The following is a 17,858-nucleotide window of genomic DNA, read 5'->3' as shown; positions in this document are numbered from 1 at the left end:
CCGGCTTCCCCTGTCACGGGGCCGGAACGGGCCGGAATCGGGGTGGGTGCGGCCGATCCGTGGTCCGTTCCGGCACCGGCGGTCACGGCACCGGCCCGCCCTTGGGCGGTGGCGTCAGTCCGTGGCGGTGGAGGAAGGCGTCGACGAGCCGGTCGGTGAACTCCTGGCCGACGGGTTCGCCGGTCACCAGCACCCGGTAGTAGACGGGCCCCATGAGCTGGTCGGTCTCGGCCACCAGATCCAGGCCGGGCGGCAACTCCCCGCGCTCCACGGCCCGTTCCAGCGGAAGCCGGTCGCGGCCGCGCTGGTCGTCGAGGAACCGCAACCGGAAGTCCCCGGCGAACGCCGGATCGTGCTGCGCCTGGGCGATCAGGGCCTTGAAGACGGCACCGGAGTCGGACGCGCTGAGGAACCAGGCCAGCTCGCACAGATAGGTGCGCAGGTCCCGGGCGAGGTCGCCGAGGTCGCGCACGGTCAGGTCCTCGGCCACGTCCTGGAGGAAGGCGTCCATGAGGACGGCGGTCTTGGTGCTCCACCAGCGGTAGATGGTCTGTTTGGCGACACCGGCCCGGGTGGCGATGCCCTCCATGGTGACGCCCGCGAAGCCCTTCTCGACCAGCAGGTCGTCGGCCGCGTTCAGCACCGCCAGCCGGGCCTGCTCGCTGCGTCCGTGCCGGTTGCCGTGGTGGCGTGCCGCCGGTCGGCCGGTGCCGGGCGTGCCCGTGGTCTGTGTCGCGCGTGCCATCTCGCCTCCCGGGCCAGGATAGCGAGCCGCCGGGGCCGCTCGGCCGCCGACTCCTGGCCATGCGGCCGGGAGGGGGGCTAGTCCCGGGAGGGCTAGTCCCGCTCCCCTTCGGCCTGTGAGGGAGTCGACCTCTGTACATCGGGGTGCCCGGTGTCCGTCTCGTCGTCGCGCTCGCCCTCGGCCTGCGAGGGGGTCGTCCACGGCACGTCCGGATGGCCGGTTTCCCGTTCGCGTTCGGTGCGGGAGGGGGCTGCCTCGGTCATGTGATGCCTCCGCTCCTCGTGCCCCCTGGTGCGGACGCTGCCGATTTTACGCCCGAAAGCCCACGTGGGCGTGGTGCGGCCGGGTCGCGGGGCCGCCTCGCCACGGTGTGCCACCACCTCTCACGGGCTGTTCCCGGCCACCATGCACTGATGTCGGCATATGAGGATGTCTATGTCTAGTCCAGTGACATGTTCACTGCAATGATGACAAGGCACTACCGGCACAACTCCGCACTGCCGGCACCACCGCACTCCCGGTACCCCGCGCACCCCCCGCTTCATATGCACTCCTCATTTCCCCCGCTGACGCGGCCGTGCGGCCGCGCGAGAGGTGGCGTATGTCCAGACGCGTCTCCACCCGATTCCGGGCCCTGCCCTGCTGGGCGTCGGCCTTGCTCCTGGCCCTGGGCGCGACCGCACTGGCCCCCGAGGCGTCCGCCCGGCCGGCCGTGCCGAGCACGATCCCGCTGGAGTTCACCAATAACTCCGGGCGCGGCGACCAGATCTACGTCTATACGCTCGGCACCCTGCTCTCGACCGGGCAGCAGGGCTGGGCCGACGCCTCCGGGACCTTCCACCCCTGGCCCGCCGGCGGCAACCCGCCCACCCCGGCGCCCGACGCGTCGATCGCCGGACCGGCGGGCGGCCAGTCCCTGACGATCCGCATCCCCAAGCTCTCCGGTCGGGTCTACTTCTCCTACGGCCAGAAGATCGACTTCAGGCTGACCACCGGTGGTCTGGTGCAGCCCGCCGTGCAGAACCCCTCCGACCCCAACCGGAACATCCTGTTCAACTGGAGCGAGTTCACCCTCGACGACTCCGGGCTGTACATCAACAGCACCCAGGTCGACATGTTCTCCGCGCCCTACGCGGTGGGCGTGCAGGGCGCCGGCGGGGGCACGAAGACCACCGGTCACCTCAAGCCCGGCGGCTACAACGGCGTCCTCAACGCACTGCGCGCACAGCCCGGCGGCTGGGACAAGCTCATCCAGACCCGCCCGGACGGCACCGTGCTGCGGGCCCTGTCACCCGGGCACGGCATCGAGGCGGGCGCCCTGCCCGCCAACGCGATGGACGACTACATCAACCGGGTGTGGCAGAAGTACACCGGCACCACCCTCACGGTCACACCCTTCGCCGACCGGCCGAACGTCAGGTACTCCGGGCGGGTCTCCGGCGACGTCATGAACTTCACCGATGGTTCGGGAGCCGTGGTCACCAGCTTCCAGAAGCCGGACTCCGACTCCGTCTTCGGCTGCTACAAGCGTCTTGACGCCCCCAACGACCAGGTGCGCGGCCCCATTTCGCGGACCCTGTGCGCGGGCTACAACCGCACGACCCTGCTCACCAACCCCAACCAGCCGGACACCGGCGGCGCGGGGTTCTACGCCGACGGCGTGACCAACCACTACGCGCGCGTCATCCACGGCCAGATGGCGGACGGAAAGGCGTACGCCTTCGCCTTCGACGACGTCGGCCAGCACGAGTCGCTGGTCCACGACGGCGATCCGCAGCAGGCGTCCATCACCCTGGACCCCTTCAACTAGGCCGGGAGGAGGCACGGTATGAGACAAGAGAGACCGCCGCGCACCCGCCTGGCCGCCCTCGCCATCGGAGCACTCGCCCTGCTGGCCCCGCAGCTCCTCTCGGGCACGGCCGAAGCGGCCACGGCGGACGCGGCCACCGCCCAAAGGGCCGCCGCCGAAAGGGCCACGCCCGAAGCGGCGCCGTCCGCCACCGTGTGCAACAAGTACTGCGACGCCCGCGACCCGGCGCTCGCCCCACAGAGCCGCACCCCCGTCACGGCCTCCGTCTTCTCCCGTTCGATCGCCCTGCACTTCGACGACACCGACGCGATGGGCTGGGCGTCCGTCGACAACGGCAGCCCCGGCGACGAGGTGTGGCTGGACCGCTCGTTCGACGGCGGCAGGACCTGGTCCTCCGGCAGCCGTCTGGGCAACACCGCCGTCCCCGCCGGACAGCGCGGCTGGCGCACCCTGATGTACAACGTGGACGACTGGGGTGCCAAGGGCGTCGGCGCGCTGCGGGCCTGCGGCAAGGCCGGTGACCGCGCCGACATCGCGTGCACGCCGTGGGCCCGTACGACCTGGAACGCGGGCGACCGCCGTACGGCCGCCGCCACCGCCCAGATGGCGTTCTACTCGTACGACACCGGGCTGTTCTCCACCACCGGCTGGTGGAACTCGGCCAACGCCCTCACGGCCGTCATCGACAACATCCGCGTCACGGGCATGCACAGCTATGAGTACGCGATCGCCCGCACCTACGACCTCAACCTCGGTGCGCAGGGCGGGCAGTTCCGCAACGACTACATCGACGACACCGGCTGGTGGGGCCTGGCGTGGGTGGCCGCCTACGACCTCACCGGGGACTCCCGCTATCTGGCCACCGCCCGCGCCGACGCCGACTACATGGCCTCCTACTGGGACTCCACCTGTGGCGGCGGGGTGTGGTGGAGCACCGCGAAGACGTACAAGAACGCCATCGCCAACTCCCTCTACCTCCAGCTGAACGCCGCCCTGCACAACCGGATCCCCGGCGACACCGCCTACCTCCAACGGGCCGAGGCGGAGTGGACCTGGTTCCAGGGCACCGGCATGGTGAACTCCTCGAACCTGGTCAACGACGGCATCGACCTGGGCACCTGCAAGAACAACGGCGGCGAGGTCTGGTCCTACAACCAGGGTGTGCTGCTCGGCGGCCTGAGCGAGCTGCACCGGGCGACCGGCGACGGCTCGGTGCTCGACACGGCCCGTCGCATCGGCACGGCCGCCACCACCTCGACCCGGCTCAACACGGCCGACGGCATCCTCAGGGACCCCTGTGAGACCGGTGACTGCGGCGCCGACGGCCCGTCGTTCAAGGGCGCCCATGTGCGGGGGCTGGCCAAGCTGAACGCGGCCCTGCCCGACCATCCCTACACGGCCTACCTCACACGGCAGGCGGACCGCGCCTACGCCGCCGACCGCAACGCCCTGGACCAGTACGGACTGCGCTGGTCAGGACCGCTGGACAAGACCGACGCGGCACGACAGCACAGTGCGCTGGACCTGATGAACGCGGCTTCCTAGACGACGGCAGAAGCCACGACAGAAGCCACGGCAGCGGCAGCGCTCATATCAGGGCCGCAGGATGAGCTTGCCGCGGCTGTGGCCGCTCTCGCTCTGCTCATGGGCCTCGGCGGCGTCGGCGAGCGGGAAGCTCCGTACCACCGGCACCCGCAACCGGCCCTCCGCGGCGAGCCGGGCGTAGTCGGCGATGAGCTCCATGCGGCGGCCCCCGCCACCCGCGGAGAAGGTGACACCGAGATCGGCGGCCGCGGGGTCCGCGATGGTGACGACCCGGTCGGTCGTGCCGCCCCGCAGCTCGATCGACACGGGCAGGGCGCCCTGGCCGGCCGCGTCGTAGACGGCGTCGACACCCTTCGGCGCCACGGCGCGCACCCGGTCGGCCAGGCCCTCGCCGTACGCCACGGGGATCGCGCCGAGCGAGCGCAGATAGTCGTGGTTGGCGGGCGAGGCGGTGCCGATGACGGTGGCGCCCCGGGCCACCGCGAGCTGGACACCGATCCCGCCGACCGCACCGGCGGCCCCGTGCAGCAGCAGCGTCTCGCCCTCCTTCAGCCCCAGCAGGTCCAGCACGCGTTCCGAGGTCTCGGTGGCCACGGGCAGCGCCGCGGCCGTCTCCCAGTCGAGTCCGGCGGGCTTGGGGACGACATCCGTGGCCAGCGCGTACGTCGCATAGGCCCCGGTGTCCGTCCAGCCAAGCACCTCATCGCCCACCGACACACCGGTGACCCCGTCACCGACCTCGTCGACGACCCCGGCCGCCTCCATGCCCGGGATCGCGGGGAACGCGGCGGGGCCCATCTGCGGCATCCAGCCACTGCGGATCTTGTAGTCGATGGGGTTCACGGCGGCGGCGACAACCTTCAGCCGCACCTGCCCCGGGCCCGGATGGGGCTCCTCGGTCTCCTTCAGCCGCAGCACCTCGGGGCCGCCGTACTCCTCGTAGACGATCGCCTTCATCTCACTCACACTCCCGTCAGCCTTGTCCAGGGCATGTTTGCCGTGACAACGCCATCCTGGGCCGGGACATGCCCCACCCCGGCCGTTCCTTCGGCCAGTTCCACCTGGCCGGAGGAACGGCCGGGGCCGCGGGACGGGCCATTACGCTGACGGACATGGACCTCACGGCCGCAGTCGATGTGATCCGGGCACCCCTGGGCGAGATACTGCCGCGCCTGTCCGCAGCGCTCTCCGGGGCGATCGCGCACCGGGCGGTGGCCGAGCTCTCCGGCAACTGCCCGCACTCGCCGTTCAAGACCCATGGCGACCCGCCCGGTGACCCCGGCACCGCCATCACCACCGCCGAGCTGGCGGCCCTCGCCCCGGCGGCGCGCGCCGAGGGCACCTGGCAGGGCCGGGCGTGGCTGGCCGGGGCCGAGGTGCCCGTGCTGGCCGTGCACAGCGACGCCACCGCACGGGGCGCGCTGCTCGTCCTCGTACGGACCGAGGAGACCCCCGTCCCGGCCGGGGCCCTGGCGGCCACCCGCGCCCTGTGGGACCTGGTGACCGCCCACCGCGACCGGATGGCGGCCGAGGCGGTGCCCGGGGCGCTGGGCCAGTCGCGGGCCGCGGCGGCGGCGCGGGCCACGGCCATCGCCGAGCTCGTCGACGCCCACGGCGCCGCGCTGTCCGCCCTGCTCGGCGTGTTGCGCACCCGCGATCTGGACGACCGGACCGCGCGGGCCCGCGCGGTGGACCTCGCCGTCAGCGCCCTGGCCGAAGTGCGCGCCCGGACCGAACGCGATCAGGCGCTGGTGGAGGAGCCGGCCGGTGACGCCTTCGCCCGGCTCGCCGAATCGCTCCGCCCCGAGCTGCGCGGCCTGTCCGTCAGGCTGGACCTCGGCCCGCCCGGCACCGAGGAGGGCGCGGACCGGCTGCTCGCCGCCGATGTGGCCAACACGGCCCGCGCGGTGGTGCGGGCCGTGGTGCACGCCATGCTCAACGAGCAGGGGCCGGGTCAGCACGGCGCGCCGCGCCCGGTGGGCCGCGTGCACATCGGCTGGAAGGTCGGCGAGGGCGAGCTGCGCGCCACCGTGCGGGACGACGGCCCCGGCGTCCTGACGCGGACCGCCCTGGACGCCCGCCGGGTCGGGGAGCGGCTGGCCGCGCTGGGCGGACGGCTGGACGTGGACGCGGTCCCGGAGTGGGGCACCACGGTGACGGCCACCGTGCCGCTCGGCCCGCCGCAGCCCGCCCGCGAGGATCCGCTGGACGTCCTGGGGGCGCGCGAGCTGGAGGTGCTGGAGCGGCTGGCCCGCGGACGGCGCAACCGGCAGATCGCCCAGGAGCTCCACATCAGCGAGTCCACGGTGAAGTTCCACGTGGCGAACATCCTGGAGAAACTGGGCGTCACCTCGCGCGGCGAGGCGGCCGCGCTGGCCCACACCTGGGGGGCCACCGGCTCCTGAGCGACCGCTGACACGGCGTATCCGGCAGGCACGTCGGCGGACGGCCTTACGCTTCGGAACGTATCGTTGGCGAGGAACGGCGAGCGGAGCGTTTGATGACCACACCGCGGGACCTGCTGATCGTCACTCTCGACGTGGCGCCCATCCGACCCCTGGAGCGGGGCGACCTGTCGCTCGCGCTCGCGGGAGCCGAGCTGATCGACCTCCTCGGCATCGAGGCGCTCACGATCGAGGAGGAGCGGATCGTGCCGGGGCTCTGCCCGCCGACCGGGGACCGCCTGCTGGACGAGGCCGCGGCGTCGCTCGTCGGCCAGTCGCCCCACGAGCCGGTCGGCGAGTGGCTGTGGCGCCGGGGCCGCGGTCTGTCCTCCGCCTATCTGGACGCCCTGGAGGAGGCGGGACAGCTCACCCGGCGGCGCCACGGCTGGCTGCCGCTGCGCGCCGGTCAGGCGGTGCCGGTCGACTCACCCGCCCGCCGCCACGCGATGGACCGCTGGGCCTCGGACGAGCCCGTCCTCGCGACCCTCGCGGCGGCCATCGGCATCCGTGAGGAGCCCGCGGAAGACGCTGCGGGCCCGGTCGGCGACGCGGCCGTGACCGTGCTCGCCGCCGTCAACGACGCCGTGATGGAGCTGGAGGCCGAGCGGCAGCGGCGGGCCATCGAGGAGGCGGCCTACGACAACATCTGGCGCGGCGAATGACCGCGTGACGGTGAGGGGGTGGCGTACCCCGCGGGAGTGGCGCGGCGCCGTCGCGGGTGGCGCGGTGCCGCCGGGGGGTCGCGCGCCGTCGATGATGGCAACCGTGGCCGCGGGCGGTCCGTGCCGCCGTATCGTGTCGGGTGATCCAACACGTCCCACTGGGCACCACCCCCGAACGGAGACGCACATGGACACATCCGCCCGAGCGTCCGGCCACAGATCCCCCCACCACGACGCCGGTCCCCGCACGGCACCCTTTCCGCAGGCCCTCATCGACGACTTCCGCACGCGGCCGGAGCTGCCCGCCTTCGAACACCGCTCACGTGTGCGCACCCGCGGCGAGGTGCTGGAGCTGATCGGCCGGTGTGCCGACGGGCTGCGGGTGGCCGGACTCGGCCCGGGCCGTTCGGTGGCGGTGGCCACCGATGTGACGCCCGAGGGTTTCGCGCTGCTGATGGCGGCCTACGCGCTGGGCTGCCGGGTGACGGGGCTGCGCCCCGGCATGACCCCGGCCCAGCTGGTGTACGTCCTCTCCGATGGAATCGACGTCCTGGTGGCCGACGAGACCGGGGCCACCCCCGAACTGCTGGACGCGGCGGGCGGGGTGACCGTGCTGCGGCTGGGCCCGGACCTCCTGGACGCCCACCCGAAGGCCACCGGTGAGCTGACCGCCGAGGGCCGTCCCGATGACATCGCCCTGGTGACGCTGACCAGCGGCAGCACCGGACAGCCCAAGGGCTGTGCGCACAGCTACCGTTCGCTCTCCCTCAACTGGGCCTGGCAGCCCGCCTGTTGGCCCGAGCGGACCGCACGGCTCGCGGTGGGCTACGAGCGGTATCTGCTCTTCGGCACCCTGAGCAGTGCGGTGATCTTCGAGCATCTCGGGGTCTGCCTGATGGGTGGCGGCACCGCCGTCATCCCCGAACCGCCGTTCGTCTTCCCCCAGGTCTTCGAGCGCCACCGGATCACCGCGTGTCTGCTGACCGTGCCCCGGCTGCACCACGTGCTGGACGTGCTGCGCACGGACCGCGTGGACACCTCCAGCCTCCGGGTGCTGCTGGTGGCCGGGTCCCCGCTCGCCCCGCACCGGCTCGCGGAGGCGGCCCGGCTGCTCGGCCCGGTGGTCCACCAGGGCTACGGGCAGACGGAGACCGGCATGCTCGCCCTGCTCACGCCGGATGAGATGGCCGAGTTTCCGGACCGGGTGTACGACTCGGTGGGCCGGCCGTGGTCCGGGGTGGAGATGGACGTCCGCGACCCCGAGGGGCGGCCGGTGCCCACCGGGACCACCGGCGAGATCTGGGTGCGCACCGACTCGGCGATGGCAGGCTACTGGAAGGACGAGGAGCGGACCCGGGAGGTGCTGCGGGCGGGGTGGGTGCGCACCCGCGATATCGGACACCTGGACGGCCACGGCTTTCTGCGGCTCACCGGGCGCGCCAGGGACGTGGTCATCATCAACGCGATCGTGCACTACGCCGGGGCGATCGAACGGGCGCTGGCGGCCCATCCCGATGTCGACCAGGCGTATGTGGTGGGCGCGCCCGACGAGCGCACCGGTGAGGCCGCCCACGCCTTCGTCGTCCCGGCCGGGGGCCGTGCACCGGACCTCGGCGCCGTATGCGCGTTCGTCGCGGCGGAGCTGGGGGAGGCGAGTGTCCCCGCCACCGTCACCGTCGTGACCGAGGTGCCGGTCGCCGCGAGCGGGAAACCGGACAAGCGGGCGCTGCTGTCGCGGGTCGCCGGGCCGCTGGAGACGGCGTGACGGTGTGGGGTCGCCCGGGCTGAGGGGTTCCCGGTGTGCCCGCGGGCACACCGGGAACCCGTCCGCTTCCGTGCGGTGGGTGGCGCTCAGCTCCCCGCCGGGACCGCCGCCGCGGTGTCGCTCGGCTCCCCGGCCGCCCGGGACCTGGCGTCCCTGCGGTCCAGCCAGTTGAGCACCGGGACCGTCATCACCGTGGTCACCAGGGCCACCAGGACCAGCGCCGCGAACAGCTCATCACCGACGATCCCGGCCGACAGCCCGATGTTGAGCGCGATGAGCTGCATCAGCCCGCGCGCGTTCATCAGGGCGCCGACCCGGACGGCCACCGGACCGGGCTCCCCGCAGAGCTTCGCGGCCACCCAGCAGCCGCCGAACTTGCCGACCGAGGCGAGCACGACACAGCCCGCGCCGAAGGCCATCACGGCCGGGTCGGAGAACACGTCGAAGCGGGTGTTCAGACCGGAGTAGGTGAAGAACATCGGCACGAAGATGACCTGGGTCGGCCCCTGGACGGTCCGCACCACCCGCTCGGACGCCTCGTGGCGCGGCATGGCCAGCCCCACGGAGAACGCCCCGAAGACGGCGTACAACTGGATGGTGTCGGTGAACCAGGCGCCGCAGAACAGCACCGCGACCGTGAACAGCAGCCGGGACTCGTCGCTGAGCCCCGGCCTGGTCACGATCCACGCCAGCAGCCGCCGCCCCACCAGGAGCAGGACGGCCACGAAGAGCAGCGAACCGCCCAGCGCCTTGACGATCGGCCCAGGTTTCTCCGAGGCCACGCTCAGCACTCCGGCGAGGAGGAGCCAGGCGACCGCGTCATCGGTGGCCCCCGAGGCGAGGGACAGCGAGCCGAAGCGGGTCCCGGACAGCCCCCGTTCGGTGATGATGCGGGCCAGCATCGGGAAGGCGGTGACGGCGAGGGCGACCCCGACGAAGGCCGCCGTCACCCAGACCGAGACCCCGTCGACGAAGATGGGGACGTGGCCGTGCGAGGCGAGGGTCAGCCCCACACCCAGCAGCAGCGGCACCAGCACCCCGGCGGCGGAGACGGTCACCGCGGTTCCGGCCAGCCCGCGCCCGGCGTGGGCCCGGAATTCGTACCCCGCGTGGAACATCAGGGCGACCAGACCGATCTGCCCGGCCACGTACAGCACCGGTATGAGTTCCGCCGGGAAGACCGCGTCAGAGGCGCCCGGCGCCACCAGGCCGAAGAGCGAGGGGCCCAGCACCACGCCGGCGATCATCTCCGCGACCACCGGCGGCTGGCCGAACCGGCCCATCACCAGCACCACCAGACGGCAGGTCAGCAGGATGACCACGGCGGCGATGAAGAAGGCGGGGGCGAGTTCCGTGGGAGTCATCGTCCCGCCCCCCTCATCGGCTCCCGGCGACGGCGGGGTAAGGCGGTGTCACCGGACGCCGTGGCGAAGTAGTCGCGGCACAGCCCCTGGCGCCGGGCGTCCCACACCATGTAGCCGCCGAGCACCAGCTGGGTGAGGCTGCGCGGCACCGCCTCCCAGCGGTCGCCCAGCCGCATCCCCGCGAGCCTCGCCGCCCGGGCGGCCGGTCGCCAGGCCACCCGGGCCCGCCGGGGGGTGTGCGGGATCAGCAGACAGGGGCCGCGGCTGGGCAGCGACCGGGTGTGCTCGGCCGTGGACGCCAGCCGGAAGCGCCGCAGGACCTCCTCGGCCGCCACCCGCATGGTCAGCACGGCGAAACCACGGGCCGGGCAGGGCCGGTTGGCGGTCACGCCGAACGGGATGAAGGCGGTGGGCCGGGTGTCCGCGGACAGCCAGCGGCCGGGGTCGAACCGCGGCGGCCCGGTGGCTCCCGACCGCTGGTACTCGGGGTAGTTGAACAGCAGGACCGAGCCCGCCGGTATCGCGGGTCTTCCGGCCCGGGGGATCTCGTCGGTGGTGATGCGGTGGGCCACGCCGAACAGCGGGAAGTGCTGCAGCGTCTCGTCGATGACCCGGTCCAGGTAGCCGTCGTCCTCCTCGCCGGAGTGCAGACGGTCCTGGACGCCCCGGTGGGTGGCGAGGGCCAGCAGCAGATGGGCCATCGCCTCCGACGTCTGCACCACTGCGGTGTTGAAGAACGTGCCCTGCAGGTAGTACGCCCGCTCCCGCTCGGTGAGCAGGGACGGCAGCGGCACCGGCGGGGGATCGCCCGCCAGCCGTTCGCGCAGATACGCGGTGAGCCGGTCCCGCCGGTCCATATGGCGCAGGCTGGTGCACTTCAGTGCGCTGACCACGTCCTCGGCGTTGGCGACGATGAGGTCGCGGACGTGGGGCGGACACGGTTCGCGGAAGACCACCTCGTAGTAGACCTCGGCCCACACCGGCATCATCAGATCGCGCAGTCGCACCCGGTGCTCCCGGGTGCCGTGTCCGCCGGTCCGCTCGTCGAGTTCATCGAGCACCCGCCGGGTGCAGCGGCCGACCAGTTCGCTCCACCGCTCGCGGGAGAGCCCGGCGAGGATCTGCCGGGTGCTCCTGGCCACGTCGTCGTAGCGGGGGCCGGGTTCCAGATGTTCCTGGTGGACCTCGGGGCCGGGGGAGAGCCAGTACCAGAAGAGGTCGGAGAGGGCGGCGCCGCGGCTGCGGCCGTTCGCGGCCGGATGCCCGTAGACCCGCTTGAACTCCTCGACGGGCACCTCCCGGCCGGGCGCCGGGATGCCCTCCTCGCCGTTGACCCGGGCGAAGAGGCGCACCCGCAGGGCGATCACCGTCCGGGGCAGCCAGTACGGCAGGCTGGCGGTCAGCGCCACGGCCGCCGCAGCGGCGGCCGGGCGTCCGACGCGGCTCATGAGACCGCCCCACCGGGCCGGACGGCATACCCAGCGGTGTCCGGCCAGACCGGGGCGCGCACCAGGTCCGGGGTGAGGTCCCGGACACCGGTGGCGCCGCACAGTGCCAGCGCCTGGTCGACCTCGTCGCGCAGCAGCTCCAGCAGCCGCCGCACCCCCTTCTCCCCGCCCTCGGCCAGGGCCCACATCACCGGGCGGCCGATGCCCACGGCGGATGCGCCGAGCGCCAGCGCCTTGACCACATCGGTGCCCCGCCGCACCCCGCCGTCCAGCACGATCGGGATCCGGCCGGCGACCGCCGCGTGGATCTCGGGCAGCAGCTCGATCGTGGCGGGCACGGTGTCCAGCTGACGGCCCCCGTGGTTGGAGAGCAGCAGCCCGTCCACCCCGTGGCGCACCGCCAGCAGGGCGTCCTCGGGGTGCAGGGCGCCCTTGAGCAGAATGGGCAGCGAGGTGATGCCGCGGAGCCAGTCGATGTGCTGCCAGGAGATCTCCGGCGACATGGCGATCTGCCGCACCCGGCCGCCCTCGCCCGGCTCGGCCATGTGCGCGCAGCGCAGTCCGTCCGGCAGATCCAGGAAGCCGTTGCGCAGGTCGCGCTCGTGGGCGCCGCGCACCGGGGAGTCCACGGTGACCACCAGCGCGCCGCACCCGGCGTCGGTGGCCCGCCGTACCAGGGTCCGGGTGAAGTCCAGGTCGGGCTGGAGGTAGAGCTGGAACCACAGGGGCGCCGGGGCGCCGTCCTCACCGGAGCCCCGGATGGCCTCCGCGATGTCCTCCACCGCCACCGTGGACGCCATGCTCACGATCATGATCGCGCCTGCCGCGGCGGCGGCGCGTGCGGTGGCCAACTCCCCTTCCCCGTCGCAGAGTTTGTGGAAGGCGGTCGGCGAGAGCAGGACCGGTGTCCTGGCCCGGCCGCCGAGCACGGTGATGTCCAGCGACCGCTCGGCGCTGCCGCGCAGCACCCTGGGCAGCAGCCGCAGCCGCCGGAACGCCTCTTCATTGGCCCGTACGGTGATCTCGTCCGCCGCCCCGCCGGCGATGAAGTCGGCGTGGACGGGATCGAGTCTCCTCCGGGCGGCGGTTTCGAAGTCCTTAACGGTCATCAGCATGGGGCGGGGTCACCGCCCCGCGCCGGTGGGCTGTGCGTCCAGCTCATGCGCGAAGAACTCGACCAGCGGGGCGTGGTGGACCTTCGGGTGGTTCCACTCGTTCTCCAGGTTCTCGGCCATGTGGTGGGTGCCGAGGAGTTCACCGCCCCGGAAGTGGCGGATCACCGGATGCAGATAGGCGGCGTCGAAGGCCTCCCCGACCGAGTTCTGCGCCGCCCGGCGCACCGTGATGTCGAAGGGGTCGACCTTGTCGTGGTCGGGGCCGTACTCCAGGGTGACGAGGAAGTAGTCGGCGCCCGCCGTCAGGGGGGACTCATGGGCGTAGGCGACCGGCACCTCCTCGTGGTAGCGGCTCTGGCCGCCGCCCTCCGTGACCAGCAGATCGCCGATCACACCGAACTGCTGCCACAGCGCGGAACTGCGGTTGACCCGCGCCACCACGGCGTCCGCCAGCGCGGACGGCTCGGCGGCCAGCGGCTGGTGCGGCCAGGGCCGGCCGTGGTGGCGCTCGTCGAGGATCCGGCCCAACGCCCGTACGCCGTAACGGAATCCATGGATGAAGCCATTGGTGGAGTGCTTGAAGTCGCGTTGCTGGGTGAGGGTGCCGGCGAAGTACAGCCCGGGCACGTTGACCGATTCGTAGGCCGGGGTGAGGGCGGCGAAGCGGTCGTTGATGACGAGGTCGGGGCGGCACTCGGCGTCGAACGGCGAGGCGTCGAAGCGGAAGCCGGTGCACACGATGATCCGGTCGTAGCGCAGCTCCTTCACGACCTCGTCCGCCCGGGAGAAGCTGAACCGCACGCGGTACCCGCCGCCGTCGCCCGGCTCCTTCTCGATCGAGAGCACATTGCCGTCGAGGATGGCGTTCTGCGACTTGAGCTGGTAGGTGTCGAGGAAGTTGTTGTTGACGGCGCGCAGATGGCCGACGTAGTGGGTCTTCCACGCCAGCCGCAGACTGTGCGGTCCGGCCACGTGGATGACGGCGGCCGTCTCGATGAGGTTGTCGGCGGTCTCCAGCGCGGAGTTGCCCTTGCCGAGGATCAGCACCCGCTGGTCGGTGAAGTCGTCGGGGTCCACCGAGACGGCGGTGTAGTTCTCGGCGGTCTCGATGCCCGGCACATCGGGGACATGGGGGCGGCTCACTCCGGTGGCCATCACCAGCCGCCGGGCGCGGTGGTCGGTGCCGTGCTGATCGGTGACGATGAAGCCCTCGTCGCCGCGGCGGATCCGTTCCGCCCGGGTGTCATAGGCGATCTCGAGGCCGAACGCCTCGGCGAAGTCGGCCAGATAGCGCACGAGATCGTCGGCGGCCGGGAAATAGCGTTTGCTGTAACGGGTGAAGAGCAGCTCGGGATCCGGGGACAGCAGGGAGTTCCAGTCCATACGGAGGTTGAACTCGGGGTCGTCGATGCCGGTGTGCACCTTGTTGCTGGAGATCAGCTGGCGGTGGCGGGGGAAGGTGCGGAAGAAGGTGCCCGGTGTGCTCCCTGCTTCCAGGATTCGATAGCGGTGGCCCGCCGTGGCCAACTGGTGTCCGAGCTGGAGGCCGGCGGGGCCGGCGCCGATCACGAGGTAGTCGAGGACCTGGGAAGAGTGGAGGGGTTCCTTGTGCACAGTGCCTTCCTTCCAGGAGCGTGATGCCATGGGAAAGCCGTGGACAATTTCCTTTAAAACTCAACAACCACTCTATTGAGCTCTGTTCAACTTCAGCAACATCGAAAACAGGCCAGTGGGATCGCGGGCGGAGGCGGCCTGGCCCGCCTCCGCCCGCGCACCTACCCCCTCATCACCAGGTCACCGGCAGTTCGTAGACGCCGTAGACGGATCCGTCGTGTTTGAACGGGATGCTCTCCAGCCCGACGGCGGGCCGCAGCGTGGGGATGCGGCGGTAGAGGGTGCCGTAGACGACCTGGAGCTCCATCCGGGCCAGCGGCTGGCCCAGGCACTGGTGCACCCCGAAGCCGAAGGCCACATGGCGGCGGGCGTCCCGCCGGAGGTCAAGCCGGTCGGGCTCGGCGAACATCCCCGGGTCCCGGTTGGCGATGTCATTGGCCAGGATCAGCCCCTCGCCCGCACGGATGACCTCCCCGCCGATCTCGATGTCCTCCACCGCCACCCGGCGCCGCCCGCTGTGGGTGATGTGCAGATACCGCAGCAGCTCCTCCACCGCCGAGGCGATCAGACGGCGGTCCTCGGTGTCGCGCAGCAGGGCGAGTTGTCCGGGGTGCTCGAACAGCGCGAGGGTGCCGAGCGCGATCATGTTCGCGGTGGTCTCGTGGCCCGCGATCAGTAGCAGCACACCCATCTGCGCCGCCTCGTTGCGGGACAGCTCGCCCGCCGTGACCCGCTCGACAAGACCGGACAGCAGATCGTCCGCGGGATGGGCGATCTTCTCGCCCAGCAGGCCGTCCAGATACTCGATCAGATTGCCATGGGCGGCCGAGCGCTGCTCGGGGGTGACGCTCCGGTTGATGATGACCTTGCTGTTGTCCTGGAAGAAGTCGTGGTCGGCGTAGGGCACTCCGAGCAGCTGACAGATGACCAGCGAGGGCACCGGCAGGGCGAACGCCTCCATCAGGTCCACCGGGTTCGGACCCGCCAGCAGCTCGTCGATCAGGTCGTCCACGATCCTCTGCACACCGGGCCGCATGGCCTCCACCCGCTTGATGGCGAACGGCGCCGTCACCATCCGCCGCAGCCGGGCGTGTTCGGGGTCGTCCTTCAGGATGAAGCTGACCCCCGTACCTCCGGGCGGCATCGGGGCCTGGCGGGGGTAGCCGGGCCGCTGGATGTCGGCGCTGACCCTCGGGTCGCCCAGCAGCGCCCGCTGATCGGCGTACCGGGTCACCAGCCACGGCGTACTGCCGTCCCACAGGCGGACCTTCGCCAGCGGCCCCTCCTGCTGCAGGTCCCGCAGCCCCGGGGGCGGGTCGAACGGGCAGCCCGCCGCCCTGGCCATCGGAAACTCCGGGGCCCGCGCGGTGCGTTCGTCCACCGGGTGCACTGTGCCGGTCATCGATCCCTCGATTCGTGTGAGGCGTGTGGTGAAACCCCCGTTGTCGATCGACGGCCCGCACGGGCCGCTGGTGCGTGGACCCGTGATCAGCGGGTGACGGGCGCCAGCCACAGCCCGACGATCCCGTCGATCAGGCCGGTGGCGGCGTCGTGCCAACTGGCCCGGGGCGTGGCGGTGTTCTCGGCGAGGGCGCGCTCCCGCTCGGCGCACATGTGCAGGATCAGCTGGCGGGCCATGGCCCCGCGCTCGATGTGCACCTCGATCGGCAGCTCGGGGAGGCACCGGTTGAACCCCTCGACGGTCTGCCGCAGCGCCGGGGAGGCCAGGGACTCATCGGCCATGATCTCGTGGAGCGCCGGGTCGGTCATCACCTGGGCGCAGAACCGCGCGTACCAGGTCGGGCTGGGCAGCTCCGCCAGATGCTCGAGGACCGGGCGCACCAGACAGGCCACCCAGTCCCGAACGTCGGTGGAGTCGCCGATCCCGTCCAGCGCCCGCAGCCGCAACCGCTCGATCTGCTCGGCGTGTTGCCGGGCGATCGCCCGCACCAGATCGGCCTTGGTGCCGAAGTGGTAGCCGACCGCCGCGTTGTTGCCCTGCCCCGCGGCCTCGCTGACCTGGCGGTTGGAGACCGCGTACACCCCGCGCTCGGCGAACAGCCGCTCCGCGGCGGCGAGGATCGCCCCACGCGTGGCATCGGCCCGCTCATGCCGTACGGCCCTTCCCACCACGGTCACCACCGCACCGCGAGCCCGCACGGCCCGCCCACGGCAAGGCCCCGCGACTGCCACAGCTGCTCCACGGCGCTTCTCCCTCGGCCCGGGGCGGTCATCGACAAGATCAGGCAACCCCAACGGCCCCCTTAAGTCAAGCGACTGATTTAACTCTCTCGGGGGTCTTCAGCTCTCTCGGGGGTCGGACGGGCGCGGCGGCGCCGTCGTGCCGCGGACCTCGAGGACCGGGGCGGTGAGGGCCACCTCGCCGGGGCGGGCGGGGTCGGCGATCCGGTCGAGCAGTCGGCGCGCGGCGCGGCGGCCGATGTCATGACCCGCGTTGTCCACGGTGGTGAGCCACAGATGGCGCAGCCGTGCGAGATAGGTGTTGTCGTAGCCGACGAGGGAGAGGTCGCCCGGCACCCGGAGGCCCAGCTCCTCGGCGGCCGACAGGGCGCCGACCCCGGCCATGTCGTTGAACGCGAAGACGGCGGTGGGCCGGTGCGGCGCGGCCAGCAGCCGGACCGTGGCCCGGTAGCCGCCCTCCTCGGTCAGATCGCCCTGCTCCACGGCCGCCGACCCGGACAGGCCGTGCTCGCGCATCACCGCCTCGAAGCCGCGGCGGCGCAGTGTGCCCACCGAGCCCTGCCCCGCGATATGGGCGATGTGGCGGTGGCCGAGGCCGATCAGGTGCTCGGTGGCCAGCCGGGCACCCAGCTCGTCGTCGCCCGCGACGATGTCCACGGCGGACAGTACGGGCTCGCGGGTGCCCGCGACCACCGTGGGCAGCCGCGCGGCCGCCGTGCGCACCGCCGCCGGGTCGGGGAGCGTGCCCACGGCGATCAGGCCGTCCACCCGCAGCTCGGTGAAGGTGTGGGTGAGGTCCTCGCCGAGCCGCCGGTTGAGGCGGCCGTCGGCCAGCAGCGTCCGCAGACCGCTCGCGTACAGCTCGGAGTTGAGGCCGTCGAGCAGCTCCACGAACCAGGGGTTGCGCAGGTCGTTGAGGAGCACTCCGACGGTCCTGGTGCGCCGCTCGCTGAGGCTGCGCGCGGCGGCGTTGGGCCGGTAGCCCAGCTCCTCGACCGCGGCCAGCACGGCCCGCCGCTTCTCGGGGCGCACCTGCTCGGAGCCGCGCAGCACCAGGGAGACCAGGGACTTCGACACTCCGGCCCGTTCGGCGACATCGCGGATCGTCGGTGGTCTCATGGTGTGGACCGTTCCACAGGGTGAA

15 protein-coding genes are annotated in these 17,858 nt (G+C 72.2%); 5 read left to right on the top strand and 10 right to left on the bottom strand.

Going from position 1 to position 17,858, the window contains the following annotated elements; all coding sequences use genetic code 11:
• Positions 1–82: 82 nt before the first annotated feature.
• The gene (locus VT50_RS13975; RefSeq protein WP_046088368.1) at positions 83–745 is read right to left on the bottom strand and encodes a TetR/AcrR family transcriptional regulator; all 663 of its coding nucleotides are present in this window, start codon (positions 743–745) and stop codon (positions 83–85) included.
• 92 nt (positions 746–837) lie between these two features.
• A complete protein-coding gene (locus VT50_RS39295) occupies positions 838–1,008 on the bottom strand; it encodes a hypothetical protein (RefSeq protein ID WP_158083206.1) in 171 nt (56 codons plus the stop codon).
• A 338-nt stretch (positions 1,009–1,346) separates the two neighbouring features.
• On the opposite strand from VT50_RS39295, the gene VT50_RS13970 reads away from it, so the two are divergent.
• A complete protein-coding gene (locus VT50_RS13970; RefSeq protein WP_107424798.1) occupies positions 1,347–2,555 on the top strand; it encodes a glycoside hydrolase family 64 protein in 1,209 nt (402 codons plus the stop codon).
• 18 nt (positions 2,556–2,573) lie between these two features.
• Positions 2,574–4,100 (top strand): glycoside hydrolase family 76 protein, encoded by a 1,527-nt coding sequence (locus tag VT50_RS13965; RefSeq protein ID WP_107424797.1) that lies wholly within the window; start codon positions 2,574–2,576, stop codon positions 4,098–4,100.
• 48 nt (positions 4,101–4,148) lie between these two features.
• On the opposite strand, the gene VT50_RS13960 is transcribed toward VT50_RS13965, so the two are convergent.
• Entirely contained in the window at positions 4,149–5,057 is a 909-nt protein-coding gene (locus VT50_RS13960) for an NADP-dependent oxidoreductase (RefSeq protein ID WP_046088367.1), read from the bottom strand.
• Between the two features lie 155 nt (positions 5,058–5,212).
• Here VT50_RS13960 and VT50_RS40985 point away from each other — a divergent pair, with 155 nt between their 5' ends.
• The 3 genes from VT50_RS40985 to VT50_RS13945 all read left to right on the top strand — a co-directional run bounded on the left by VT50_RS40985 (position 5,213) and on the right by VT50_RS13945 (position 8,971).
• The gene (locus VT50_RS40985) at positions 5,213–6,505 is read left to right on the top strand and encodes a helix-turn-helix transcriptional regulator (protein WP_046088404.1); all 1,293 of its coding nucleotides are present in this window, start codon (positions 5,213–5,215) and stop codon (positions 6,503–6,505) included.
• A 95-nt stretch (positions 6,506–6,600) separates the two neighbouring features.
• On the top strand, positions 6,601–7,206 hold the full coding sequence (locus VT50_RS13950) for a GOLPH3/VPS74 family protein (RefSeq protein WP_046088366.1): 606 nt from the start codon (positions 6,601–6,603) through the stop codon (positions 7,204–7,206).
• 187 nt (positions 7,207–7,393) lie between these two features.
• Positions 7,394–8,971 carry a class I adenylate-forming enzyme family protein gene (locus VT50_RS13945; protein WP_078840850.1) on the top strand — a complete coding sequence of 526 codons (1,578 nt, stop codon included), beginning with the start codon at positions 7,394–7,396 and terminating at the stop codon, positions 8,969–8,971.
• Between the two features lie 86 nt (positions 8,972–9,057).
• Here the strand turns inward: VT50_RS13945 and VT50_RS13940 are convergent, their stop codons facing one another.
• The 7 genes from VT50_RS13940 to VT50_RS13910 form a co-directional block, all read right to left on the bottom strand.
• Entirely contained in the window at positions 9,058–10,335 is a 1,278-nt protein-coding gene (locus VT50_RS13940; protein ID WP_046088365.1) for a cation:proton antiporter, read from the bottom strand.
• Positions 10,332–11,783 carry a cytochrome P450 gene (locus VT50_RS13935; protein ID WP_046088364.1) on the bottom strand — a complete coding sequence of 484 codons (1,452 nt, stop codon included), beginning with the start codon at positions 11,781–11,783 and terminating at the stop codon, positions 10,332–10,334. Before VT50_RS13935 ends, VT50_RS13940 begins: the two co-directional genes overlap by 4 nt.
• Positions 11,780–12,898, bottom strand: coding sequence for an alpha-hydroxy acid oxidase (locus tag VT50_RS13930; protein WP_107424796.1), 1,119 nt, complete (start codon positions 12,896–12,898; stop codon positions 11,780–11,782). The genes VT50_RS13935 and VT50_RS13930 overlap by 4 nt, the downstream gene beginning before the upstream one ends.
• Before the next feature lie 9 nt (positions 12,899–12,907).
• Positions 12,908–14,542: an NAD(P)-binding domain-containing protein gene (locus tag VT50_RS13925; RefSeq protein WP_078840849.1), complete on the bottom strand. Its 1,635-nt coding sequence runs from the start codon at positions 14,540–14,542 to the stop codon at positions 12,908–12,910.
• Positions 14,543–14,684: 142 nt separating this feature from the next.
• Entirely contained in the window at positions 14,685–15,914 is a 1,230-nt protein-coding gene (locus VT50_RS13920; RefSeq protein ID WP_046088401.1) for a cytochrome P450, read from the bottom strand.
• Positions 15,915–16,000: 86 nt separating this feature from the next.
• Positions 16,001–16,645 (bottom strand): TetR/AcrR family transcriptional regulator, encoded by a 645-nt coding sequence (locus VT50_RS13915; RefSeq protein ID WP_078840854.1) that lies wholly within the window; start codon positions 16,643–16,645, stop codon positions 16,001–16,003.
• A 168-nt stretch (positions 16,646–16,813) separates the two neighbouring features.
• A complete protein-coding gene (locus tag VT50_RS13910) occupies positions 16,814–17,833 on the bottom strand; it encodes a LacI family DNA-binding transcriptional regulator (RefSeq protein WP_046088361.1) in 1,020 nt (339 codons plus the stop codon).
• Positions 17,834–17,858 lie beyond the last annotated feature (25 nt).

This window comes from Streptomyces antioxidans, assembly GCF_000968685.2.
In the GTDB taxonomy this organism is placed as follows: domain Bacteria; phylum Actinomycetota; class Actinomycetes; order Streptomycetales; family Streptomycetaceae; genus Streptomyces; species Streptomyces antioxidans.
The sequence above is the reverse complement of the archived record's forward strand: the minus strand, read 5'-3'. Positions and strand labels throughout refer to the sequence as shown.

Bases quoted from the DNA above. Each gene is read 5' to 3' on its own strand.
- VT50_RS13945 (WP_078840850.1), top strand. From the start codon at position 7,394: ATGGACACATCCGCCCGAGCGTCCGGCCACAGATCCCCCCACCACGAC.
- VT50_RS13960 (WP_046088367.1), bottom strand. From the start codon at position 5,057: ATGAAGGCGATCGTCTACGAGGAGTACGGCGGCCCCGAGGTGCTGCGG.
- VT50_RS13965 (WP_107424797.1), top strand. From the start codon at position 2,574: ATGAGACAAGAGAGACCGCCGCGCACCCGCCTGGCCGCCCTCGCCATC.
- VT50_RS13910 (WP_046088361.1), bottom strand. From the start codon at position 17,833: ATGAGACCACCGACGATCCGCGATGTCGCCGAACGGGCCGGAGTGTCG.
- VT50_RS13930 (WP_107424796.1), bottom strand. From the start codon at position 12,898: ATGCTGATGACCGTTAAGGACTTCGAAACCGCCGCCCGGAGGAGACTC.
- VT50_RS13975 (WP_046088368.1), bottom strand. From the start codon at position 745: ATGGCACGCGCGACACAGACCACGGGCACGCCCGGCACCGGCCGACCG.
- VT50_RS40985 (WP_046088404.1), top strand. From the start codon at position 5,213: ATGGACCTCACGGCCGCAGTCGATGTGATCCGGGCACCCCTGGGCGAG.
- VT50_RS13925 (WP_078840849.1), bottom strand. From the start codon at position 14,542: ATGGCATCACGCTCCTGGAAGGAAGGCACTGTGCACAAGGAACCCCTC.
- VT50_RS13940 (WP_046088365.1), bottom strand. From the start codon at position 10,335: ATGACTCCCACGGAACTCGCCCCCGCCTTCTTCATCGCCGCCGTGGTC.
- VT50_RS13970 (WP_107424798.1), top strand. From the start codon at position 1,347: ATGTCCAGACGCGTCTCCACCCGATTCCGGGCCCTGCCCTGCTGGGCG.
- VT50_RS13935 (WP_046088364.1), bottom strand. From the start codon at position 11,783: ATGAGCCGCGTCGGACGCCCGGCCGCCGCTGCGGCGGCCGTGGCGCTG.
- VT50_RS13950 (WP_046088366.1), top strand. From the start codon at position 6,601: ATGACCACACCGCGGGACCTGCTGATCGTCACTCTCGACGTGGCGCCC.
- VT50_RS13920 (WP_046088401.1), bottom strand. From the start codon at position 15,914: ATGACCGGCACAGTGCACCCGGTGGACGAACGCACCGCGCGGGCCCCG.
- VT50_RS39295 (WP_158083206.1), bottom strand. From the start codon at position 1,008: ATGACCGAGGCAGCCCCCTCCCGCACCGAACGCGAACGGGAAACCGGC.